21 protein-coding genes and 4 tRNA genes are annotated in these 23,987 nt (G+C 41.0%); 8 read left to right on the top strand and 17 right to left on the bottom strand.

Annotated elements, in window-relative coordinates; all coding sequences use genetic code 11:
- Window positions 1-2 precede the first annotated feature (2 nt).
- From ispG to ACTNC0_RS10755, 3 genes are all read right to left on the bottom strand, one after another.
- Window positions 3-1,058, bottom strand: coding sequence for a flavodoxin-dependent (E)-4-hydroxy-3-methylbut-2-enyl-diphosphate synthase (gene ispG, locus ACTNC0_RS10765; protein ID WP_441087359.1), 1,056 nt, complete (start codon window positions 1,056-1,058; stop codon window positions 3-5).
- Between the two features lie 241 nt (window positions 1,059-1,299).
- Window positions 1,300-2,448 (bottom strand): toxic anion resistance protein, encoded by a 1,149-nt coding sequence (locus ACTNC0_RS10760; protein ID WP_441087358.1) that lies wholly within the window; start codon window positions 2,446-2,448, stop codon window positions 1,300-1,302.
- 99 nt (window positions 2,449-2,547) lie between these two features.
- Complete coding sequence (locus ACTNC0_RS10755; protein ID WP_441087357.1) at window positions 2,548-3,828, bottom strand: 5-bromo-4-chloroindolyl phosphate hydrolysis family protein; 1,281 nt, start codon at window positions 3,826-3,828, stop codon at window positions 2,548-2,550.
- Window positions 3,829-4,315: 487 nt separating this feature from the next.
- Here ACTNC0_RS10755 and ACTNC0_RS10750 point away from each other — a divergent pair, with 487 nt between their 5' ends.
- Complete coding sequence (locus ACTNC0_RS10750) at window positions 4,316-5,341, top strand: branched-chain amino acid aminotransferase (RefSeq protein ID WP_441087356.1); 1,026 nt, start codon at window positions 4,316-4,318, stop codon at window positions 5,339-5,341.
- Window positions 5,342-5,492: 151 nt separating this feature from the next.
- Here the strand turns inward: ACTNC0_RS10750 and ACTNC0_RS10745 are convergent, their stop codons facing one another.
- The 3 genes from ACTNC0_RS10745 to ACTNC0_RS10735 all read right to left on the bottom strand — a co-directional run bounded on the left by ACTNC0_RS10745 (window position 5,493) and on the right by ACTNC0_RS10735 (window position 8,141).
- A complete protein-coding gene (locus ACTNC0_RS10745; RefSeq protein WP_025580581.1) occupies window positions 5,493-5,984 on the bottom strand; it encodes a dihydrofolate reductase in 492 nt (163 codons plus the stop codon).
- Window positions 5,985-6,003: 19 nt separating this feature from the next.
- Window positions 6,004-6,852 (bottom strand): thymidylate synthase, encoded by an 849-nt coding sequence (thyA, locus tag ACTNC0_RS10740; RefSeq protein ID WP_441087355.1) that lies wholly within the window; start codon window positions 6,850-6,852, stop codon window positions 6,004-6,006.
- Between the two features lie 335 nt (window positions 6,853-7,187).
- Complete coding sequence (locus tag ACTNC0_RS10735) at window positions 7,188-8,141, bottom strand: diacylglycerol/lipid kinase family protein (RefSeq protein WP_441087354.1); 954 nt, start codon at window positions 8,139-8,141, stop codon at window positions 7,188-7,190.
- Window positions 8,142-8,491: 350 nt separating this feature from the next.
- Here ACTNC0_RS10735 and ACTNC0_RS10730 point away from each other — a divergent pair, with 350 nt between their 5' ends.
- Window positions 8,492-10,171, top strand: a complete 1,680-nt coding sequence (locus ACTNC0_RS10730; protein ID WP_117844514.1) for a glycoside hydrolase family 13 protein — start codon at window positions 8,492-8,494, stop codon at window positions 10,169-10,171.
- Window positions 10,172-10,517: 346 nt separating this feature from the next.
- On the top strand, window positions 10,518-11,549 hold the full coding sequence (locus tag ACTNC0_RS10725) for a LacI family DNA-binding transcriptional regulator (protein WP_441087353.1): 1,032 nt from the start codon (window positions 10,518-10,520) through the stop codon (window positions 11,547-11,549).
- Window positions 11,550-11,759: 210 nt separating this feature from the next.
- On the opposite strand, the gene ACTNC0_RS10720 is transcribed toward ACTNC0_RS10725, so the two are convergent.
- The 4 genes from ACTNC0_RS10720 to ACTNC0_RS10705 all read right to left on the bottom strand — a co-directional run bounded on the left by ACTNC0_RS10720 (window position 11,760) and on the right by ACTNC0_RS10705 (window position 16,056).
- Window positions 11,760-13,424, bottom strand: a complete 1,665-nt coding sequence (locus ACTNC0_RS10720) for an alpha-glucosidase (RefSeq protein ID WP_441087352.1) — start codon at window positions 13,422-13,424, stop codon at window positions 11,760-11,762.
- Window positions 13,425-13,659: 235 nt separating this feature from the next.
- Entirely contained in the window at window positions 13,660-14,595 is a 936-nt protein-coding gene (locus ACTNC0_RS10715; RefSeq protein WP_441087351.1) for a helix-turn-helix domain-containing protein, read from the bottom strand.
- A gap of 76 nt (window positions 14,596-14,671) precedes the next feature.
- A complete protein-coding gene (locus ACTNC0_RS10710; RefSeq protein ID WP_441087350.1) occupies window positions 14,672-14,959 on the bottom strand; it encodes a hypothetical protein in 288 nt (95 codons plus the stop codon).
- Window positions 14,947-16,056, bottom strand: coding sequence for a glycoside hydrolase family 172 protein (locus tag ACTNC0_RS10705; protein WP_441087349.1), 1,110 nt, complete (start codon window positions 16,054-16,056; stop codon window positions 14,947-14,949). Before ACTNC0_RS10705 ends, ACTNC0_RS10710 begins: the two co-directional genes overlap by 13 nt.
- 512 nt (window positions 16,057-16,568) lie before the next feature.
- Here ACTNC0_RS10705 and ACTNC0_RS10700 point away from each other — a divergent pair.
- Window positions 16,569-17,363 (top strand): sirohydrochlorin cobaltochelatase, encoded by a 795-nt coding sequence (locus ACTNC0_RS10700; protein ID WP_441087348.1) that lies wholly within the window; start codon window positions 16,569-16,571, stop codon window positions 17,361-17,363.
- Window positions 17,364-17,432: 69 nt separating this feature from the next.
- Here ACTNC0_RS10700 and ACTNC0_RS10695 read toward each other — a convergent pair whose 3' ends face one another.
- From ACTNC0_RS10695 to ACTNC0_RS10680, 4 genes are all read right to left on the bottom strand, one after another.
- Window positions 17,433-17,939, bottom strand: a complete 507-nt coding sequence (locus ACTNC0_RS10695; protein ID WP_441087347.1) for a VanZ family protein — start codon at window positions 17,937-17,939, stop codon at window positions 17,433-17,435.
- On the bottom strand, window positions 17,936-18,364 hold the full coding sequence (locus ACTNC0_RS10690; RefSeq protein WP_441087346.1) for a hypothetical protein: 429 nt from the start codon (window positions 18,362-18,364) through the stop codon (window positions 17,936-17,938). The genes ACTNC0_RS10695 and ACTNC0_RS10690 overlap by 4 nt, the downstream gene beginning before the upstream one ends.
- Before the next feature lie 208 nt (window positions 18,365-18,572).
- Window positions 18,573-18,740 carry a hypothetical protein gene (locus ACTNC0_RS10685; RefSeq protein WP_441087345.1) on the bottom strand — a complete coding sequence of 56 codons (168 nt, stop codon included), beginning with the start codon at window positions 18,738-18,740 and terminating at the stop codon, window positions 18,573-18,575.
- Window positions 18,741-18,851: 111 nt separating this feature from the next.
- Window positions 18,852-19,775, bottom strand: a complete 924-nt coding sequence (locus tag ACTNC0_RS10680; protein WP_441087344.1) for an alpha/beta fold hydrolase — start codon at window positions 19,773-19,775, stop codon at window positions 18,852-18,854.
- 488 nt (window positions 19,776-20,263) lie between these two features.
- On the opposite strand from ACTNC0_RS10680, the gene ACTNC0_RS10675 reads away from it, so the two are divergent.
- On the top strand, window positions 20,264-21,316 hold the full coding sequence (locus tag ACTNC0_RS10675; protein ID WP_441087343.1) for a DUF5067 domain-containing protein: 1,053 nt from the start codon (window positions 20,264-20,266) through the stop codon (window positions 21,314-21,316).
- 194 nt (window positions 21,317-21,510) lie between these two features.
- On the top strand, window positions 21,511-21,726 hold the full coding sequence (locus tag ACTNC0_RS10670) for a DUF378 domain-containing protein (protein WP_441087342.1): 216 nt from the start codon (window positions 21,511-21,513) through the stop codon (window positions 21,724-21,726).
- A gap of 143 nt (window positions 21,727-21,869) precedes the next feature.
- Here the strand turns inward: ACTNC0_RS10670 and ACTNC0_RS10665 are convergent.
- The 3 genes from ACTNC0_RS10665 to epsC form a co-directional block, all read right to left on the bottom strand.
- A tRNA-Gly gene (locus tag ACTNC0_RS10665) sits at window positions 21,870-21,942 on the bottom strand.
- A 3-nt stretch (window positions 21,943-21,945) separates the two neighbouring features.
- Window positions 21,946-22,016, bottom strand: a tRNA-Gly gene (locus ACTNC0_RS10660).
- Window positions 22,017-22,370: 354 nt separating this feature from the next.
- Window positions 22,371-23,297 (bottom strand): serine O-acetyltransferase EpsC, encoded by a 927-nt coding sequence (epsC, locus tag ACTNC0_RS10655; protein ID WP_441087341.1) that lies wholly within the window; start codon window positions 23,295-23,297, stop codon window positions 22,371-22,373.
- Between the two features lie 272 nt (window positions 23,298-23,569).
- Here epsC and ACTNC0_RS10650 point away from each other — a divergent pair.
- Window positions 23,570-23,657 (top strand) — tRNA-Ser (locus tag ACTNC0_RS10650).
- Between the two features lie 138 nt (window positions 23,658-23,795).
- Window positions 23,796-23,866: transfer RNA gene (locus ACTNC0_RS10645), tRNA-Trp, on the top strand.
- The last annotated feature ends 121 nt before the right edge of the window (window positions 23,867-23,987 follow it).

The raw sequence follows: 23,987 nt of genomic DNA, 5'->3' as shown, positions 1-23,987 counted from the left end.
TCCTATTCCTTCCAGTTTAAAAGTTCCTCCCGCAGAGTATCCAGAAGCTCCTCTTCCGGAACCTTTTTAATAATCTCACCATGCCTGATCAACAGTCCGACACCAACACCGCCTGCAATTCCGATATCTGCTTCTTTTGCTTCTCCAGGTCCGTTTACCACACATCCCATAACCGCTACTTTAATATCAAGCGGGATATCCTGCACCATAGTTTCTACCTTGTTTGCAAGACCGATCAGATCAATCTGTGTACGTCCGCAGGTTGGACATGACACGACTTCCACGCCGCCTTTGCGAAGTCCAAGGGTCTTCAGGATACGTTTTGCTGACTTGATTTCTTCCAGAGGTGCGCCTGTAAGGGAAACCCGGATGGTATCACCGATTCCCTGATTCAGAATGATTCCCAGACCGATCGCTGATTTGATATTTCCGGAATACAGAGTTCCTGCTTCTGTAATTCCTACATGAAGTGGATAGTTTGTTTTTTCTGCGATCAGTTCATGTGCTTTTGCACACATGAGAACGTCTGAAGATTTAATACTGATGACAAGATTGTCATAGCCTAATTCCTCGATAATGTGTACTTTATCCAGCGCACTCTCAACCAGTCCTTCTGCTGTAACACCATGATATTTTTCCACAAGTTCCTTCTCCAGCGAGCCACTGTTTACACCGACACGGATTGGGATGTTGCGTTCCTTCGCCACATCAACGACTGCTTTAATACGCTCTGTACTTCCGATATTTCCCGGATTGATGCGTATTTTATCCGCTCCGTTTTCCATCGCTGCGATAGCCAGACGATAGTCGAAATGAATATCTGCTACCAGTGGAATATGAATCTGTTTCTTAATTTCTTTTAACGCTTTTGCAGCTTCCATAGTAGGTACTGCGCAACGAATAATGTCGCATCCTGCCTGCTCCAGCGCAAGGATCTGTGCTACAGTCTGCTCTACGTCTTCTGTCTTTGTGTTCGTCATGGACTGGATTAAAACAGGGTTGCCACCACCGATTTTTCTGTCTCCGACCCGGATGACTTTTGTATGATCTCTGTGCATAATTGCCTCCTTATTCTTTCCTATAATAATCTCACAGAATGCTCCATTCTATCCAGTCTGGCATCGGTAAGATTCTGCGGAACCGGAGATTAAGTGCATTATTCTCCGAAATTACTATAAACATCTTCTACCAGAAGCAGGAGCGGCCGAGTTCCCGGCAGCTCCCGCCCAATTTTCGTTATTCGTAACTATTCAGCTCCCTCACAAAATAATAGACTGCTGAATATATACAACCATTTATCTACTGTCTGATTTCCAGAAGTTTCCGCTTCAGTTCATCTTCCATGCGGCGCATCTCTGATTCTGCAGCCTGTCTCTTCTGGCGTCCCTCCATCTGGATGCGCATTACATCATCCAGTGTCTGAATCAGATCCGCATTTGTTTTCTGAAGTGTCTCAAGGTCAACAATTCCTCTTTCAGATTCCTTCGCTGTCTCAACCGTTGCCGTATGAAGCATCTCTGCGTTTTTCCTGAGAAGTTCATTTGTAATATCTGTCACCTGTCTCTGCGCCTGTGCCGCTTCTGCGGAATGAGCGATTCCAAGTGCAAGCACCATCTGGCTCTTCCATAACGGAATCGTATTTACGATTGTTGTCTGGATTTTCTCTACCATTACGGTATCATTATTCTGAATCAGACGGATCTGCGGTGCTGTCTGCATGGCAATCGTACGGGTAAGCTCCAGATCATGCAGCTTCTTCTCAAAACGATTGCATTTCTCATCCAGATCCCTCGCTGCCTGCGCATCCTCAGGAAGTTCGCTCATCATCGCCTTATTTTTCAACGCTGCAAGTTTTCCGTTTCTGGTTTCTTCCAGTTTCTTTTTGCCAGCAAGGATATACATGGTAAGTTCTTTAAAGTAATTCAGGTTCTGCTCATACATCTTGTCCAGCATAGCGGAATCCTTCAGCAGACGCACCTGATGCTGCTGAAGGGAATCTGTGATTTTCTCAATGCTGACCTCTGCCTTGTCATATTTGTTCTTCAGATTCTCAATCTTAGAAGACTGTTTCTTAAAGAACCCGAAAAATCTGCCGCCATCATCCTGCGCATCAAAATCTCTTAATTCTCCAACCACATTCGTGATCAGATCTCCGATTTCTCCCAGATCCTGCATCTTCACGTTCTCTAATGCAGTGTCTGAGAAATCTGCCATCTTCTTCTGTGTTCCGGCACCATACTGAAGAATCTGGTTTGTGTTCTCAATATCGATTTTTGCTGCAAATTCATTTACCATCTGCTGCTCTGCCGGTGTCAGTGCCGGAGCTTCTTCTTTTGGCTGTGGCTGCTCCACTTTTACAGGCTCCTCTTTTTTCTCGAATTCCCCAAGATCTGGTTCCAGTGTTAATGATGGTCCTTCCATTTCAAAATCTTTAAATTCTTCTCCCATGGTTTCTCCTTTTTATCAGGTTTTTCTCAGATTTTCAGTAATTCTGATTCTTATCCTTTCCTAAACCTGCTGTTTTTGTTTTATAGCGTTTCATGGTTATCAGTTTTTCTTCATTTTTGCAAAATCATCATCTGTCAGGCCTTCCTGCGCCAGCAATGTATGCAGTACGGAAATATCACTTGACACATCCCATGCAGTGTCCTGAAAAACAGAATCCAGAAGTTTCTCAAATGCCTGGTTAAGCGTATCCAATGTATCCTCTATTTCTTTCTTGGATGACTGGATGTTCTCTCCCTGAACAGGCTGCTGATCCATTTCCTCATAGGCATCCAGTAATTTCACTGTCATAGGCAGATAATAATTCATCAGTTTTTTCAGATCCGGAATAATCTCCGGATGCTTTTCGGCACGTTCAAAAATCTTCTCCACAATCAGTTCCATTCTGGATATCTTAGCTGAGATTTCCACTCCCGGTATGGCATCATTACTCTTATGAATCTTATCCAGAAATTCATTTCCTCTGTCCAGTACTTCCTGCACTTCAGGAGATGTATTCTCTCTGTTTCTCTCCTGCTCTTCCTGACGTCTCTTTTCTTCCTGCTGCTTCTGCTCAAGTGCTTTCTGCGTCTGAGTGTATTGCTGATAAGTCTCATTACTTGTGATCAGGCAGGTCTCCTGCGCATCAATATGTCCCTGACGGAACCACCCGTCATCGATCATTTTCTTAATATCTTTCTTTACAAATTTCACCGGCTTATTTACTGCAACGGAAAGCTGTTCAAAATTGCAATAGGTATGCACTCCCAGCGTACCGATATATTTCTGAAAACGTTCCAGCTTTCCAAGCTTCTTAAGTCCTCCGGCAAGAAGACCTGCACCGGTCAGTGCTCCGGCTGCCATAAAGCATGTACCGCCAAACACAAGTGAACTCATATGTCCAACCGCACCGAAAATAGCCAGAACCAATGTTCCTAATCCCATACCACTTGCAAGAATACCACCTGAGATAGAAAGCATCAGACCTTTCATTCTTCCGCCGGTGTTCTTCTCATACAGAGTCAGCATTCGTTCTTTTGCTTTCTCATTTTCCAGTCTTTTTTGTTCCTCTTGTTCGCGCTCCCGTCTGCGCCGTTCTTCAAATTCTTTTGTCTTATTCTGATATGTTCCCTGTTTCTGTGAACCAAATACGTTGTTCAGACCATTCCTGATTGCTTCACTTCCGGAATCCACTGCTGAATTTACTGCATTATTTACAGTCTGTCCCACTGTCTGTTTGATATCCTCTGTCATCTGCCGGTAATCTTTAGTGGAAACTGCTGTGTCTATGATCTTTTTTATCTTGTCCCCAAGCTCGCCTAATTCGTCAAAATTTTCGCTCATGTTTTCCTCCATTTTTCTATTCCATATTATAGCGAAATACCTTGTAAAAAACAAGACTTTCGCCTGTCAGTCATCCAAAAAGAAAAATAGAACGTATAAATTTACTTATACGTTCTACAGTCCTGTTCTCCTGAGTCAATCAGATATGAACAAGTAGCGAAAGCGGATTGCGAATATTTAGCTCAATTTACAAACTCAATTGATAAAAACAGAGTATAACAATCATCCCATATTTTCCTTACCAGCAACTACAGTCTTCTACGTTCACGACTACTGATCCGGTAATATTCCTTTGCCTGTTCATACATCCCTTTGTCTGTGTTTATACTGCCGGACTTTCGATTTTTTACATTTTTTTCTTAATTTGGGGGCAAAATTGGAATTTTCCCATTGAACTTAGTAAGCAAAAGTTTTACAATGGTAAAGAGATAAACAGTAATCACACCTGAAATACTGTAAATATGTGTGAACGGAGGAAAGATTCATTATGGAAAAAAAGAATATCGACTGGAGCAGTCTTGGCTTCGGTTATGTACAGACTGATTATCGTTATGTATCAAAATTTAAAGATGGCGCATGGGATGCCGGTGAACTTACAACTGATCCTAATGTAACACTCAACGAATGTGCAGGTGTTTTCCAGTATGCACAGACTGCTTTCGAAGGAATGAAAGCTTACACAACAGAAGACGGACGTATCGTTACTTTCCGTCCTGACTTAAATGCAGAACGTATGGCAAACTCTGCAAAGAGACTTGAAATGCCGGTATTCCCGGAAGATCGTTTCGTTGATGCCATCGTACAGACAGTAAAAGCTAACGCAGCATATGTTCCACCATATGGTTCAGGTGCTACTTTATATGTCCGTCCGTATATGATGGGTACAAACCCGGTTATCGGTGTTAAACCTGCTGATGAATATATGTTCCGTGTATTCACTACACCTGTAGGACCATACTTCAAAGGCGGCGCTAAGCCAATCACAATCCGTGTCAGCGATTTCGACCGTGCTGCACCTCATGGAACAGGTCATATCAAAGCTGGTCTTAACTATGCAATGAGCTTACATGCAATCGTAGATGCTCACAAGAATGGATTCGATGAGAACATGTATCTTGATGCAGCTACACGTACAAAAGTAGAAGAAACAGGTGGTGCTAACTTTATCTTCGTTACTAAAGATGGTAAAGTTGTAACACCAAAGTCCGGTAGTATCCTTCCTTCTATCACACGTCGTTCCTTAATCTATGTTGCTAAGGAATATCTTGGATTAGAGGCTGAAGAAAGAGAAGTATACTTCGACGAAGTAAAAGATTTCGCTGAATGTGGTCTCTGCGGTACTGCTGCAGTTATCTCTCCTGTTGGAAAGATCGTTGACCATGGCAAAGAAATCTGCTTCCCAAGCGGAATGGAGAAAATGGGTCCGGTTATCCAGAAACTCTATGATACATTAACAGGAATCCAGATGGGACGTATTCAGGCTCCTGAAGGATGGTTAAAAGTTATCGAATAATTTTTTCTGTAAATAGCAAATCCTGCAGAACACCGTTTCTTGTTTCTGCAGGATTTTTTATTTAAACATTTCTTTTGTCTCTCAAAGCCGGCTATTCTGATTTTCTTTTCCTGACTTGCCCGTTATTGCCGTCAATCTTTTATTTTCTGTCTTATTTCTTTCTCTCATACTTCACAAACTGGTATTCCAGATCAAAATATGTCTGCTCATCGCTCTCTGCTGTAATCTCCCATTCATCGTCTTCATCCAGATTCGGAAAGTGGCTGTCTGCTTCATAGGCGAAGTCAATCTTTGTAACATGTGCCACATCGCAATATGGAAGCATCTGCTCATAAATACTGTCACCGCCAATGCAGTAAACATCTTCTGTCGGATATTTCTTTATTTCTTCCAGTGCTTCTTCAATGCTGTGTACTACAATTGCGCCTTTAGCATCATAGTCTTTATTTTTTGTGATTACGATATTAGTTCTGTTTTTCAGTGGCAGTCCATTCGGGAAGCTTTCCAGAGTTTTTCTTCCCATCACTACTACTTTTCCACTTGTTTCTTCGCGAAACATCTTCATATCTGCCGGAATGCTTACAAGAAGCTTGTTATCCTTACCGATTCCCCAATTCTGATCTGCTGCTACAATAACATTCATTTTGAATTCTCCTCTCTTATCAAATAGCCACCGGAATATTCTTGATCTGCGGCCATGTCTCATAGTTTTCTACAATCAGATCATCCGTTGTAAACTGATAGAAGTCCTTCACTTCCGGATTAAGTTTAACAATTGGTGCCGGATAAGGTTTTCTCTTGATCATTTCTTTTACCACAGGAATGTGACGGTCATAAATATGACAGTCAGCAACCACATGAAGCAGTTCTCCTGCCTCCATATCACATACCTGTGCGATCATTATAAGCAGAATTGCATACTGGCAGACATTCCAGTTATTTGCTGTAAGAATATCCTGAGAACGCTGATTGAGGATTGCATTCAATGTCAGTTTCTCATTTCCCGGTGTCTGAGTTACATTAAATGTCATAGAGTATGCACATGGATACAGGTTCATCTCGTGAAGATCCTGATGCACATAAATATTTGTCATAATTCTACGGCTGAATGGATTGTTTTTCAGATCATAGATGACTCTGTCTACCTGATCCATCATGCCTTCTTTATATTGATGTTTCACTCCAAGCTGATATCCGTAAGCTTTACCGATAGAACCATTTTCATCTGCCCAGCTATCCCAGATATGGCTATGAAGATCATGGATGTTATTGGATTTCTTCTGCCAGATCCAGAGAATCTCATCCATAGCACTCTTTAATGCAGTACGTCTAAGCGTCATGGCCGGAAATTCTTTCCGAAGGTCATATCGGTTTACCACACCAAATTTCTTAATTGTGTAGGCAGGTGTTCCGTCCTCCCACACCGGGCGGACCTTCTCTCCTTCTGTGCTCGTACCATTCTCCAGGATATCCTGGCACATTTTTATAAATACATCATCTGCGTAACTCATTATTTTCTACTCTCTCACTTTCTTATTTTCTCTGTTGCTTTCTATATTTCTCTTACTGCATTATAACATTTCTGTTTTTTCCACTCAACTGTCCGTTACTGTTCACTCCGTTCTCAGTAACACGCTTCGCGATGCAGAAAATATGAACCTCCTTGTGCTAAGCCCAAGGAGTATCGTTTGCTTCACAAACTTAATTTATGCTATTCGCATAAATTCGCGCGGTATGTCTCGGGATTTTGGCATTTTCATGCCAAAACGCCTCACGGAATAGTGGCGTGTGAACAGTAACAACTGTCCTGACTTTATTTACGTTACTTGAGACAAAGTGAATTAATCTATTCATGCAGCAGCCACAATTTCTTCTCCAGACATCTGAATTCTACCCGCGTTACATCTCCGCAATATTCTCCATCTGCATGGAGCACCATCGGTTTATCCAGAATCATTCGGAAACCACTTTCATTCCGGATATTAAATCCCTTGATATGCTCCTGTCTGGCTGCAACCAGAAGTGGCAGTAAGAAAAATGTCCGCCACTTTGCGATGCCGGATGCACTGCTCAAAGACAACAGACCATCCTCCGGTGAAGCTTCCGGTGCCATCGGGACACCACCACCTTCTGCCGGCAGATTCATGGCAGCTGCGAAAATCATTTTCGGCAGGATAAATCCACCATGTTCCGTTATCACTTTTGCATTTGCAGTTTCCATTATAAAAAGTGACTGCACCGTTAATGCAAGATATGTAAGTTTTCCCAGATGGAAGCGATTTAAAACCTGCTTCAGTCTGGAATGGAGAGCTTTCTTGCACACCAGTGCATCCAGTCCAAGTCCGGCACTGATGCCAAAAATCCGCGATTTATCACAGCCATCCCAGCTTACCTGTCCAAGATCTATCCTGTATAGTTCTTCTCCCCGCTGGTCTTTTCTGATACTGGCGCAGATTTGTTTCAGGCTTTCTTTCGGTGTTTTTGGCAATTTTAAGTTTCTGCCAAAATCATTTCCTGAACCTGTCGGAATTACTCCAAGCCGTACTCTGTCAAAATCTGTAATTCCATTCAGAACCTCGTTGAGCGTTCCATCGCCGCCAACTACGATCAGATAAATAGGATCATCACCCTTCATGGAAGAAATCTTCTCTGCCAGTTTCGTCGCATGTCCCTGATATCTGGTTGTATGCGCCACATATTTTATTTTATACCCGCGAAGCAGACACTGTGTCTCATTCCATACCCGGTGTGCCTGCCCTGTTCCCGCTCCGTTATTTACAATAATCTGTATTCTTCTCATTTTTCCTCACAATTATATCTGTTTTCACTGCCCAGAATATTCTTTATCCAGATACTCTCTGGAAACGCTATAGTATCTATACTATACAATATTTGGCTTCCACATACAAGAGCACAGCCAACCAAAATCCTTGTGATCGCCACATATTTATTACTGTTTTCTATTCTATAGCAATTTCCAGGCAAGAAGTCAAAATAATATACAAATCCGTCAAAATATTGAAAGCATTTTTCTCAAAAAGTATTTATAATGTAGATAGAATATGTTGTGGCGCAATTTCAGCACCACAGCAGTCAATAAAACTTAAACATAAAAACTTATAAAATAAATCATTTCAGGAGGTTTTTACAATGGAAAAAAGATGGTGGAAAGAAAGCGTCGTATATCAGATTTATCCTCGCAGCTTCTGCGACAGCAACGGAGATGGTATCGGTGATCTGAACGGTATCACAAGCAAACTTGACTACTTAAAAGAGCTTGGTGTTGATGTTATCTGGCTCTCTCCTGTTTACAAATCACCGAATGATGATAACGGATACGATATCAGTGATTATCAGGATATCATGGACGAATTCGGAACAATGGAAGACTTCGACCGTATGCTCGCTACAGCTCACGAAAAAGGCATCAAAATTATGATGGACCTTGTTGTAAACCATACTTCTGACGAGCACAAATGGTTTATCGAGAGCCGTAAATCCACAGACAATCCATACAGAGATTACTATATCTGGCGTCCTGCAAAAGAAGACGGCAGCCTTCCGAACAACTGGGGCTCCTGCTTCTCCGGTCCTGCATGGGAATATGATAAAACAACAGATATGTATTTCCTGCATCTGTTCTCTAAAAAACAGCCAGACCTCAACTGGGACAACCCGGTCGTACGTCAGGAAGTTTTCGACATGATGAACTGGTGGCTGGAAAAAGGTGTTGATGGATTCCGTATGGACGTTATCAGCCTGATTTCCAAAGAGCAGCCGGAACTCCCGGACAAAGAACCTGGAATCAACGGATATGCAACATTTAATGTATCTGCAAACGGTCCTCATGTACATGAATACCTTCAGGAAATGCGTCAGAAAGCATTAAACAATGCAGATACCATCACAGTAGGTGAATGCTCCGGTGTTACTCTCGAAGAAGCAAAGAAATACGCAAGAAGCGACGAAAAAGAACTGAACATGGTATTCCAGTTTGAACATATGGATGTTGACAGCGATGAAAAAGCCGGCAAATGGACAACCAGAAAAATGGATCTTCGTGACCTCAAAAAAATTCTTACCCGCTGGCAGAAAGGTCTCCAGGACATTGCATGGAACAGCCTTTACTGGGAGAACCACGACCAGCCAAGAAGCGTTTCCCGTTTCGGTAACGACAGCGATGAATACAGAGAAATCTCTGCAAAAATGCTTGCAACCTGTATTCATATGATGCAGGGTACTCCTTACGTATATCAGGGTGAAGAGCTTGGTATGACAAACTGCCCGTTCAACACTCTTGAAAACTTCCGCGACCTCGAAAGTATCAATGCTTTCCACGAATTAACGGAACAGGGCAAAATGACCGAGGAAGAAATGATGGCAGCAATCGGCTACAAAGGTCGTGACAATGCCAGAACTCCAATGCAGTGGGATGACAGTGCCAACGCAGGATTCTCCGGTGCCGATGCTACACCATGGATCATGGTGAACCCGAACTACACTAAGATTAATGCAAAAGACCAGGTAAGCCGCGAGGATTCCGTATTTAAATATTATCAGAAACTGATCAAACTTCGTCACGAAAGTGATCTGATCGTTTACGGTACCTATGATCTGATTCTTGATGACGATAAAGATATTTACGCTTACATCCGTACACTCGGAGATGAAAAACTCATCGTATATTGCAACTTCAGTGAAAATACCCGCGAAGTAGAACTTCCGGAAGAATTCACAGACGGAAAGATTCTGATTTCCAACTACAACGATGCTAAAGTAAGCGAAAAGATTACCCTCAGACCTTATGAGGCAATCGTAATCCAGAAATAATAAATGATTTTGCTTCTTATGAATCACAGTAATTCCCAGATTACTGTGATTTTCTGAAGAATCAGTGACTGTGAAAAATACTGAGCAGTTACCGGAAATATATTTTCTCATATACAGACTCAGAAGGATGCTGCCAGATTATTCTGGCGGCATTCTTCTATTTTATCCCAAGACTTATGAACAACAGTGACAATTTTTTTGCATTTATTCCAAGTTTTTTTGTGCAATACTTGCGTTTTTGTATATCATTGTGCTAAAATATCCACATAACAGGATATAAGATTTCAAAATACTTTTGCATTTTCACTCTTATATCTACAGACTTTTTTACATCGGGGTGTTTCAAATGATTACAATCAAAGAAATGGCGGCAATGCTGGGAATCAGTACCACAACGGTATCTAACGTCATTAACGGAAAAACCAGCGAAGTCTCTCAGAAAACTGCCGAAAAAGTCCAGAAACTTCTGGATGAATATGACTATGTACCTAATATGAGTGCAAAGAACCTTGCGCAGAATCATTCCAGACTGATTGGAATTGTCATAAAAGGACGCAAAGACAAATATGAAAATATTTTTGCAGATCCATTTCACGGAGAATTGCTTGGTGCTCTGGAGGCAGCAATCCGCGAACATGGATATTATATGATGCTTTATACATCCGAAGACATCAACGAAATCGTCCGCAATGTAGTAAGCTGGAACACCGAGGGACTGATTCTTATCGGTATGCTCCATGATGACTACCTGCGAATCAAGAGTAAATATAAGAATCCTGTTGTCCTCATCGACAGTTATACGCCAAAGAATATTGCCAAATATGTAAACATCGGTCTTGATGATGAGCAGGGTGGATATCTGATGACTAAATATCTTCTGGAGTGCGGTCACCGGAAGATTGCTTTCCTTGCTGATAATATGGAAGGTGTAGATTATGTCCGTTATACCGGTCATCAACGTGCCCTTCAGGAATATAACATAGATGTAGATCTCGACAATCTTATCGTAATCCGTCCATCTAAATATGAACGTCAGGGAAGTATGGAAGAGATTTACGCTGTCGCACACAAATTCACTGCATTTATGTGCTGCTCAGATTATTATGCAGTCACATTGATGAAATATCTCCGCGAAAGGGGCATCCGTTTTCCGGAAGACCTCTCTATCACGGGATTCGATGACAATCTGTATGCACAGATAGCTTGTCCTCCCCTTACTACGATTCACCAGAATATCTTTCAGCGTGGAACTATGGCTGTCGAGTACCTGCTCAGAATAATTGACGGATGGACTCCAAAGTCTACTAATATTACACTTCCGGTTAAACTTGTTGTACGTGACAGTGTTAAAATTCTGAATTCCGATAAACAGGATTAATTCATCGCATAACTATACATAAAAAGAACGAAACTCTTTCAAAATGCTTTTCTGGTTTTTCGTTCTTTTTTCTCTATATCTATGTACCAAACAAGAATCAATTCACTGCTACATTAGATTCCCAAAACAGAAATAGAGAGCATAGATTGCTCCACGCTCTCCATCATTCTTTCAATTTTATATTGCTTTTTGACTATCTCATTTTCCTTATTACATTTCAATAACAAGGAACTGATAACCCTTCAACTCAATCTTATTTCCATCCATGGCTACATCATCATAGTTATTGATCAGAACTTTCTTGCACTCTCCTGCGAGCTCGATTGTCTGTGACTCTTTCTGATAGTTACCAACTACGAGAAGAGTCTTGTCACCTTTACGATAATATGCCATCAGGTTATGTACGTCTTCCCAGACAGGTTCCAGAGCACCATATACAACAGTCTCTTTGTACTCCGGATTCTTGCGCAGTGCAATCAGTTTCTTATAGAAGCTTCTTACAGAATTCGGATCATTGATCTGGCTCTCTGCATTGATCTTTTTGTAGTTTGCATTTACGCCAAGCCAAGGTGTACCTGTTGTAAATCCTGCATTTTCTTTATCATTCCACTGCATTGGAGTTCTGGCATTGTCTCGGCTGAATCTGGAAATTACTTTCAACGCTTCTTCCGGTGTACATCCTGCATCCAGAGCTACTTTGTACTCATCTAATGAAGAAATATCATCTACCTGATCGATAGATTCAAATTTCACATTCTCCATACCAAGTTCCTGTCCCTGATAGATAAATGGAAGTCCACGAAGCATAAAGTTCAGTCCACCAAGCATCTTCTTGCTTGCGTCACAGCAGTCACCTTCCGGAATATATCTGCTGACACCGCGAGGCTCGTCATGATTCTCGATAATATTGGAAACAAATCCGATATCGCCAATCTTTCTCTGAGTTGTGAAACAGCATTCTTTGTAAGCATCCGGTGTAATCTGTTTGCAGTCATACCATCCTTTATCAGATGCTCCCCAGATTGTCTCCTCAAAGTCAAACATACTGGAGAAATATCCGGAATCGCCGATGAAATCCGGAATCTCTTCATCCTTCTCATCGAAAACTTCACCAACAGAGAACGCATCATATTTCTTAAATGTACGATCTCTCATCTCACCAAGGAAATCACCGATTCCTTTTGCTTCTTTCAGCATCTTCTTGATGCTGCACAGACCGTCTTCACGATCCGGCTCATAGTCATGCATCGGAAGCGCTTTCTTAATATTGATGATTGCATCAATACGGAATCCACCAAGACCTTTTTCCAGCCACCAGTTGATGTTCTTGTATACTTCTTCTCTTACTTCCGGGTTCTCCCAGTTCAGATCTGGCTGTTTCTTATGGAAAACATGCAGATACTGTTTATTTGTTCCAGGAAGGTCTTCCCATACAGGACCACCAAAATAAGAACGCCAGTTAGTTGGAAGTTCTCCTTCTTTCTTGTCTCTGAGATAGAAGAAGTTGCCGTATTTTCCATCCGGATCCTCGCATGCTTTCTTAAACCATTCATGTTCATCAGAGCAATGGTTTACAACAAGATCCATCAGAATGTACATATCTCTTTTCTTCGCTTCAGCGATCAGCTCATCCATATCTGCCATAGTTCCGAAACGCGGATCAATATCATAATAATCAGAAATATCATATCCCTGGTCAGCTAACGGAGAACGATAGCAAGGAGAAAGCCAGATGATATCAACTCCAAGATCCTTCAGATAGTCAAGTTTCTCAATAACACCTCTCAGATCACCGATTCCATCTCCGTTGGTATCATAAAAACTCTTCGGATAAATCTGATAAGCAACCTTTTCATTCCACCATTTCTTTACCATTGTAAAAATCCTCCTGTGTTTTTATTTTTGATTATTAACAGGCGCCACTGCTGCTCTTTTCCCCGGTATCATACCATCTTACCTTTAGCGCCTAAGTTCTCTTTTCATTTGAATAAAATTATAGCAAAAACAAAAGCATCTATCTTATCATTTTTTGATAAAAAAATACGAAATTTTGACTTTTACATATTATGATGTCAGGTTCAGAAGGTCTTTTGTCCCTGACCTTGGTATCTTACTGTATTTCTTTTAAGGAATGCCTCCGATACTGCAATGGTGTCGTTGAGGTATATTTTCGGAACTCCCTCAGGAAATTTCCCAGATTATTATATCCACACTCCAGACAGATCTCCGTAACAGTCAGATCTGATTCCTTCAGATAGTGAATGGCCTTTTTGATTCTGTACTCATTCACATATTCCATAGGCGAACGCCCGATAACCTTCTTGAAGAATCTGCAGAAATACTGCTCATTCATCCCTATCAGCCCTGCCAGATCACGGATATAAATTTTCTCCTTATAATTCTCCTGTATGTAAGTCAGGGTTGTCTTGATTGTTTCAATTCTCCTGTCATGATTCTTCTCTGTTACTTCAAACAGATTATTGGCCGATAACACCGCCAGAATCCGAAGTAATGCCGATTTGATAAACAACTGTCGGGTAATATCATCCGTAACCGCTTCACCATCATAATAGTTACCCTTAAATGCCGCGCCGCCAAACGTATCCTGAATCTCTTTATAAGTCCTTTGCACTTGAGCAAATGCCGGATTATCTTTTTTCAGGCATCTCGGAAACTGCATGCTTCCATTCTGAATCGGCTGGATCAGGTTCGTCTGAATCTGTTCCAGCGAATACGAAGAATTCAACATATCCATATGAAAAACTACTGCAGTTTCCACGCATCTCCCGTTTTTCTCAACAGAAATACTGTGCAGTTCTCCCGGATTAATAAAGTAAAAACACTCCTCCGAAATATAAAAACGTTCCATGTTCACTTCCAGGCAGAACTCACCGCCCGAAAAGTACAGAAGTTCCACCTCTTCATGCCAGTGATGCTTCACCATATTTCCTTTTATCCTGGTTCCCGTCTGATAAAACGCACAGGGAAAATTCTGGGTACCGTGAACACGGATTTCCTTTAAAGTTGATGGTTGTTGATTCTGCATGAAAAATGTGCCTCCTGTTATTTAATATCCGTAATTAAATTTTTCATTACTATTCACACGCCACTATCCTGCCAGGCTATATTGACTTGTCTGATTTAGCAGTTGCTGATTTACCCAGAACATCATAACATCCATCATAAAAAGGCACAGAATATATATGTCCATCTTCTTCGCAGATATTTTCAAGATATTTCTGAGGAAATCCGGTTCTTACTTCTTCTGTCATTACCATTTCTTCCCATGGTACCAGATATCCCTTATGTTTGAATTCCGAAACCATTTCATCATTAATGGAAATCAGATCTACGTTTTTATCTCCTGACGCCAGTATTGTAGAAATTTTAGCCTGTTTTATCTTGGCCACCTGTCTTCCTTTGACATCAATGGTGCAAACGGTGCATGAGGAAGTGTCTGATACCAGTAAGCAACACTTGCTACATCATCCTGTCGCTCAAATAACCCTCTGTAACCGACGCCAATCTGCTGAATTGTCACTCGAAGATCTTCATCAAAACAGATCGGATCCTGAATATGCCATCTGTAAAATCCCCTCATTGGAGGACAGTCATCATTATGATAAAAATTATGGATCAGTTCATCATGTGCTGAATAGTACGGGTATCCGAGATACGGCGTATTATAATTCTGCTCCACAGTCTTTCCATCTACCTGCTTAGCAAAGCTCCAGGAACCACCGAAATAATCTTCTGACCCAGTTCCACAGATTGTTGGATATTTGTCATCTCCATCAATATAAAATTTCACCTCGCCTTCTCCCCACCAGTATCGTTCCAGTGTTGTAAGTGCGATATAAGTTCCTACATAATGACCTTTTCCTTTCACGCCATCAAGAATCGTATAATCCTTCTGTTTTTCTGTCAGGCGCTCTCTTCTCCACTGCGCATGGAAATAAGTAATGTCTTCCGGAAGTTCATCATACAGACAGTAATCTACCTGGTAAAAAAATGCCGGAATTTTATTTGCATGCTGATTTTCCAGTGTAATCTTTGCTTTTTTCTTAAATGGCATCGGGAAATAACAGTTAAATCCTCTGCTTGGCACAACCGCCATTGGCACAGAATTCACAATACATTCCCTTCCAAACCCGCAACAGAAGAAGTCTCCAAGAGGGCTCTCTACAGATGGTGTTTCTTCATCATCCCAATACATTCTGATAACCAGATCTCTCAATACAAAGCAATCTGCATCTGTAGTCTTATTATCTACTGTAATCCAGATATGATTGATTTCTCCCGGTCCTTCCATTTCTGCCAGAGTTACAATTGTACCTGGTTCCATATCTCTCAGACAAGGGCTTCCTTTTCTTGACGGTCCCAGATGGCTTGCTGCCATTCCACCCTTTCCCTTTTCTCCATGAGGATTCTCTGCATTGATCGCACGGCTTTTTCCATGCTTTGCAAGCGCGATTCCACCAAGTCCACCTTTAAATGACTGATACATAGTTTTTCCTCCCTGATATATTCATTATTATGCTTTTACTCTATCTGCCATTATACCATCCATAGTCTGTTTTTCAAAGACCGCAACAAAAATAATTATTGGCAGAAGAATGATCGTGTTACTGTTCACTGGTAGTATTCCGCGAGGTGTTTTTTGTGAGCGAAGGTCACAGAAAACCCGAGACATACCGCGCGAATTTATGCGCTTAGCATAAATTAAGTTTGCGAAGCAAACGATACTCCTTGGGCTTTGCACAAGGAGGTTCATATTTTTTTGCATCGCGTAGCGTGTTACTGGGCACGGAGTGAACAGTAACGAAATACTATAGCATGCTTGAAAAAGACTCCAGCTTTTGCTTGAGTTTCTGTATTTTCCCCTGTATAATAGAGCAGATATCGTAACTGAAAGGTTGCAATATCTTATATGAGTGCGTATTTACTTTTGTTACCGTCACAGTTGTTTCGCGGAAATGACAGCTTGTGGCAACTATATTTTATATAAGGAGATCACAAATGGGTGCATCTGAAAAAACAGCAATTCTTGTTATCAGTTTCGGTACAAGTTATGAGGAAACACGAAAAAAAACAATTGAACAAATAGAACAGGATCTGCATCACGCATATCCTGAATATCCGTTATATCGCGCGTGGACAAGTCGGCGCATCCGTGCCAAACTCTTAAAACAAGATGGAATCCACATCATGGATATCGATGAAGTCATGAATCAGATCAAAAATGATGGAATCCGAAACGTGATCGTACAGCCAACTTATGTGATCACCGGATTTGAAAGTGATGCGATGAAAGAAAAGGTTCTGGCATTTAAGAATGATTTTGATTCTATTATCATCTGCGATTCCCTGATGATCACCAGACAGGACAAAGAAGAAGTCTGTCAGGCCATGGCTTCCGAATATCATCCAGGTTCTGATGAAGTTCTTTTATTTATGGGACATGGAACAGAACATGTTGCCAATGAACTCTATCCGGAAATGGACGGCCTGTTTAAACATTTTGGTTATTCAAATATGCATATGGGAACTGTTGAGGGGGATTTTTCTATCGAAAGTTTTCTTGATGAGTTAAAAGAACTTCATCCGGCCCATATTCATCTGGCACCTTTTATGATCGTTGCAGGAGATCACGCGACCAATGATATGTCCGGAGAAGATGATGATTCCTGGAAAAGCATTCTGGAAAGAGAGGGCTATTCTGTCACCTGTACGCTGAAAGGACTGGGGGAGATTCAGGCGATCAGAGATATTTTTATCCGCCACACTAAAATGGGACTGGACAAGCTTTCGTAATTCTATTCCAAAAAATGTGAAGCTTCTGTTTTTACAGCAGATACTTCACATTTTTTCAGTCCATATTAATTATTTTCTCTTTTTCTTCTTTTTATTCGGATTGTTTAACACAGACCAGCAAAATGCCTGTACTAACAGTATACCGATAAAAGCACCACTGCTGTCAATCCCCACATCCTTTATCGCTGAAGTACGACCGCCAACAAACGACTGATGATATTCATCAAGTCCCGCAAATCCTACGCAGACGATTCCGGCAAGGAGCATCAGCCAGATTCCTCTCACTCCATACACATATAACGGAAAGGAAATCGCAATTGCAAGCAGAAAATACTCTGTCATATGCGCAGCTTTTCTCACATAATAGTGGATCCCATCCGCTTTATAAGCCAGTTCCTCACTGCTTAAATTCTCTGATAAAAGTTCGCTTTTCATTTCTACGATTTCATAGCTTACCTTATAGCTCAGATTTCCGGAAACCTCTCCCGGCTGCGCTGAAAATGAAAAAATGATATACATCATCAGCAGTGCCGGCAGAAAAGAAAGGGGTTTCAGCAATGTGATCAATACTTTCATTCTTTCTCATCTTCCTCTTCATCATCCAGTCTTTTCGTAAGGTTTGCCCTCTCAGCAATGCTCATAGATTTATGTATTTCCGGTTCACTTTCTTTTGCAAATTCTCCGCCTGCTGCCGCTTTCACTGCTGCATTTGTTGCTTCCTTTGCTTTCTTGAGCCGGTCTTCTGAAATCATATTTTTGATGCTTACAAAGACCAATCTGGCTCCAATTACCGCAAACGCAATTCCGGCAAGCAGAAATCCAACGCTTGTACCTTCTTCACCTGCTATAAATCCTTTGCACAGGCTATAAGCTGTGTATAATAAGTAACCTCCAGCCAGGATCCAAAGTGCATATCGTGCATTAGGAGATTTCGTTTCCTCCTGATTTTCCACAACTGCCTGTGTATCTTCCTGTAGTTCTTTATTCTTATTTTCCTCCATAAAAACCTCCAATTCTTTTGTGGGTTCGGTTAAATTGACTATTATCTTACCATTTTTTTACTCAGACGTAAAGTCTTCTGAAAGAGAAAGACTGCCAGATTTCTCCGACAGTTACTGTTCACTCCGTGCCCAGTAACACGCTTCGCGATGCACAGAATTTATGCTATTCGCATAAATTCGCGCGGTATGTCTCGGGATTTTGGCATTTTCATGCCAAAACACCTCGCGGGATAGTTGCGTGTGAACAGTAATCTCCGACAGTCTCATTCCTTACAAGTTCTCCTTGCTCTGTTTCCTGTTTTCTGTCCGCACATCCGCTGCAATTTACACAGACAAATGTAGCTACCAATAGCAGCAATATTTTAATTTTTTTCAATATCTGATTCTCCTTTTCATCCACAATATTTTAAAATATTAAGGATTTATATAGTTTCACCAGATATATTCATTTTATACATCCAAAGAAACCTATATGCTTTTCCAGGCCCTAAAATCCTTTCTTCCGCATATAAACCGCTATGTCATGATAAACCTGTTCTTTTCCGATTTCATTCAGAATCTCATGGCGCATTCCCGGATACAGTTTTCCTTTTACGTCCCTGTAACCTGCATGACGCATTGCCTTTACTGTCTTTGCAAAATGACGCACATTGATCAGGCATGGATCCTCTGCACCGCTTACAAACAATACCGGCATTTTCGGATTTGTACATGAGAAATGTTCCACATCATAAGCACGTTTCATCAACTCAAACAGCGCAAGATACGCATCATCCGTAAAGGTAAATCCACATAATTCAGATTCTTCATATTCTCTTGCCACTTTAGGATCTGAGCAGATCCATGCGGTACATGTTTTATCTTTTCTGAACTTGGCAACGCCCGCACCAAAAGACATCGCTTCAATCAGTTTACTTCGATGTCTGGATCCAAAAAGTGTTTTCTCCAGCTTCGCAATTCCTACGCCCAGAGGCATTGCTGTATTATAGCTTGGAGAGCCGCATACGATCAGCATATCGACACAGCTGTCATGCTCTGCTATAAATGCTCTTACCGCCAGCGAACCCATACTGTGTCCCATCAAAATCACTGGAAGTTCCGGATATCTGGCATGTATTTTTCTGTTTACCGTACGGATATCCTGAAGCATCGCCTGTGCGCCTCCGCCATACGTGAAACCCAGATCCTCCTGAAATTTTACGCTTTTTCCATGTCCTCTGTGATCGTGAATCACTGTCACATATCCAAGCTTCGCCAGATATTCCATAAACGGAAGATATCTCTCTTTATGCTCACTCATTCCATGCACCAGTTGCACGACTGCGCGATATGGCTTCTTATCCGGTATCACCGCCATAATCGAAATCTCAAGATTATCCGCCTCTGATTTAAAAGAGCTCTCGTACTTCATAAATTCACGCCTTCTTTCCTGTTTTCATTATTGTTATACCCTTACCTTATCCTGTTATTTTGATTATAGGTAAGGTATTTGCCATTGTCAACGCATTCTGTTATAATCAAATTGTTACATTTTATATGCTGTTAGCGTTCAATCCGTATTCACCAATGTAGCACAGGTGAACAACGACACGCTTCGTAAACAGCAGTCCCTACAGTACAATACGTTTCAAAGCTTATAGCAATTTCAGAAAATAATGTTACTGTTCACTCCGTTCTCAGTAACGTAGCTAAAATTCCAGATTGTCTGCGGCAATGGAATTTTGGCTTGTATGTCTCGGGATTTTGGCATATTTATGTCAAAACACCTCGCGGGATAGTGGTGTGTGAACAGTAACAAAATAATACAAATAAGACAGTACAGCAGGACTTCACGCTCCGATAAACTGGATTAATTACAGTATTTTATGGAATTACTATAACTCTAAGACAGGAGGAAACATGACAAAAAAGAATAAAAAAGGACACGCCGGGCTGATTATCTTTATTTTAATCCTGGTTCTCGCCATTGGCGGAGGCACAGGATTCTATTTCTATCAGCGCCAGCAGCCACGCAAAGCAGTGGAACAATTTCTTGACAGCATGAAGAATATGGACTTTACTACAATGGAATCTATGATTCAGAGCAGTGATCTCTCTGCGCTGGACAATGCAGATGTCCGAAACGCTGCATACACTGATTTCTTCTCAGAAATCAATAAGAAAATGACCTACAAGATCACAAAGAACAGATTTGACATTCAGAATGGTACTGCTTCTGTCACCGCTCACATTACTTACATTGACGGAACCAATATTTACAAGGCAACCATCACAGAGTTTCTCCGTCAGATCGTTTCAATCGCTTATGCCGGAAATCAGCTCACAACAGAAGAAACTCAGGAAAAGCTTGCATCTATTCTGAATGAACAGGCAAAGAAAGTAGAGAAAGATGTATTCTCAGAAGCAGATATCACCTACCCGGTAATTAAAACAGATTCCGGATGGAAAATCGTTTCTCTGGATGATGAAACAGTAAAAATCATGTCTGCTAATTTCAAGAGTGTAGAGGAAGAAATCAACAATTCACTTAACAATGCAGACGGCGAAAATTCCACAGCCAATGCACCAGAGGCAACTGCTGATGACATTCTGAATCTTACCACAGAGAAATTTACGATCAAATACACGAAACATGTGATCACCAAAGACTTTTCAGGAAATCCATGTATTATGGTTTATTATGATTACACCAACAATTCAGCTTCCGCATCCAGCGCTATGGTTGATGTAAGTCTGAAAGCTTACCAGCATGGCGAAGTCTGTGAGGCTGCTATTCCAGAGAATAATGATGATGCAATTGATCATTATACAGCAGAAATCCAGCCGGGACAGACTGTAAATGTATGTCAGGCATTTACACTGACAGATGAAAGTGATGTCACCGTTCAGGCACAGGAAGCATATTCCTTTGATGAAGATACAACTGCAAAACAGATTCTTAAAGTAAAATAACGATTGTAGTCAATCGGATATTCGCAATTGAAGCAGGGACTTACTTGATTTGGTTAAATTTGAAGGCTGTGTATATTTTTTATTTTCCGTGAAACAATATGAAATGTATAGTACATTATTCGAAAACGGTGTACTGGCTTTATGATTCCTGTAAAAGCTGTATACAGCGACAGGTTATGAAAGGATGGTGACTTATGGGAAGCAAATGTTTAAGATATACGGCGCTGACTATCGCCATTATCGGAGCTGTTAACTGGGGACTGATTGGTTTTTTCAATCTGAACCTGGTCGCTCTCCTTTTCGGAAGCATGAGCTGGATTTCCAGAATCGTATATGGTCTGGTTGGAATCTGCGGACTCTATCTTCTGACCTTTTACGGTGATTCCGACACTATCTCAGAACAATCCTGAGTACAAGCCGACATCTGAAATTATAATTCTATACTATAATCCTTCCTAACGGACTGTGGCATATTTATCAAATGGATATGCCGCAGTTCTTTTATAGTGGTTCTTAAAAGAAAAAAGGACTTCGGAAAATCCGAAGTCCTAAGAGCGATAGACGGGGCTCGAACCCGCGGTCTCGACCTTGGCAAGGTCGCGCGTTACCAACTACGCCACTATCGCATAAGCGGGTGATGGGAATCGAACCCACGTATCCAGCTTGGAAGGCTGGTGTTCTACCATTGAACTACACCCGCACAGTTTGTTGTCTGTGCATCTCTGTTGCATCAACGAAGATTAGTATATATGATGAAACTTCATTTGTCAACACTATTTTTGAATTTTTTCTATTTTTTTAACAGTATGCACAATTTCAGGTAAAAAACAAGGCTGTACCTCATTCCAGCTACTTCAAAAATTACAGAAATTTGCTCATAATTCTATGACTAACTTCTTATCTTTGCAACTCACAATCAAAATAGCATATAATTCGCATTATTTTCTGAAATTGCTATAGGTCAGACAAATATATACAATCCATCTGACCTATACAACTCTCCAACAAATAACCTAAACAAATAACCTATTTAAAGTTTATTTGGTATAGATTATCAATTCTCCCAATCCCACACATTCTTAGCTTCTACTGCGCTTTTCGGTTTCTTGATTACAAGCTCAGGACTCTTTGCGCTGACTTTAGTATTTGCAGGGATAGATTCTGTGATGAATGTGTTACCACCAATAATGGTATTCTCTCCGATCACTGTCTCACCGCCCAGTACAGAAGAATTAGAATAAATTGTCACATTATCTCTGATGGTCGGATGTCTCTTCACATTGGCAAGTAACTGTCCCTGACGGGTGGAAAGTGCACCAAGTGTCACACCCTGATAAAGTTTTACATTCTTTCCAATCTCTGTGGTCTCACCGATTACAACACCTGTACCATGGTCAATAAAGAAATATTCTCCGATCGTGGCACCCGGGTTGATATCAATTCCGGTATAACCATGCGCATACTCTGACATGATTCTCGGGATAAATGGCACTTCCTCACGATAGAGGACATGTGCAAGTCTGTATACATAAATTGCATAAAATCCAGGATAAGAGAAAATAATCTCCTCCTTACTCTTGGCAGCCGGGTCACCATCAAAGCCCGCCTGTAAGTCTGTCAGGAGCATGGACTGAATCTCCGGTACGCTGGCAAAAAATCTCTCTGTAATCTGCTCTGCATGGTCTTTTGCCTGCTGCTCTGGCTCTCCCTGATACAGAAATGCCACCTCGATCTGCTCCTGTAAGCAGTCATACAGGTCATTTAAACGATATGCCACATAATGCTCCGGAAACATCTTCGCACTGGAGTCTACGCTGAAGTATCCCGGAAAAATAATAGATCTCATATCTTTAATAAAGTTAATAATCTCTTTCTTATTTGGAAGACGGTCTCTGTCCTTTCCAAGAAAAAGATCTTCTTTGCGATAATTATCTGTCAGCTTCTCCACTGCCTCCAGAATTGTTTTCTTCTTATCTGTCATGATTGTCATCCTATTCTACTTTCTGACAGTCATTTACCTTTCTGAACATCACACATATCTATTAACTGATATGAAATATATAAGCTTCATATTTACCCAGTCACAGAAATACCAAGAATAAATAACTGTATTTTGCTATTATCTTATTACAGAGAGAAGAATTCGTCAATAAAAAAGAATTGACCTTTCCGTTAATTCCTTATATAATAAGTAACAGTTCCGGAATATATACAGATTTGAATATATTCAGAACTGTTTTCTGATATTAATCCGGAGATGTACCCAAGTGGCTGAAGGGTCCGCACTCGAAATGCGGTAGACCGGGCAACCGGTGCGAGGGTTCAAATCCCTCCATCTCCGCTCTGCATGTTACTGTTGACACTAATTTTCAGTAATGTGGGCAAAATTATTTATAATAATTGCACAATAGCCTTGACAATCGTTGCTTTTATATGTATAATTGCAACAGTAAAAGAAATTCTTCAAAAGAATTCACATAGGGGATTGGTCAAATGGTATGATAGGGGTCTCCAAAACCTTTGGTGGGAGTTCGATTCTCTCATCCCCTGCTCTTAAAACGCTCGAAAGCCTTGTATTTACACAATGTCATTAACTTTAGCAAAAAGCAGAAATCGTAAGCATTTATAAAACTACGATTCCTGCTTTTTGTTTTTTTGTATGGGCATACTT

Source organism: Blautia sp. HCP3S3_B11 (assembly GCF_052064435.1).
In the GTDB taxonomy this organism is placed as follows: Bacteria; Bacillota; Clostridia; order Lachnospirales; family Lachnospiraceae; genus Blautia_A.
Note: the sequence above shows the minus strand (reverse complement) of the source record. Positions and strands in the feature narration are given on the sequence as shown.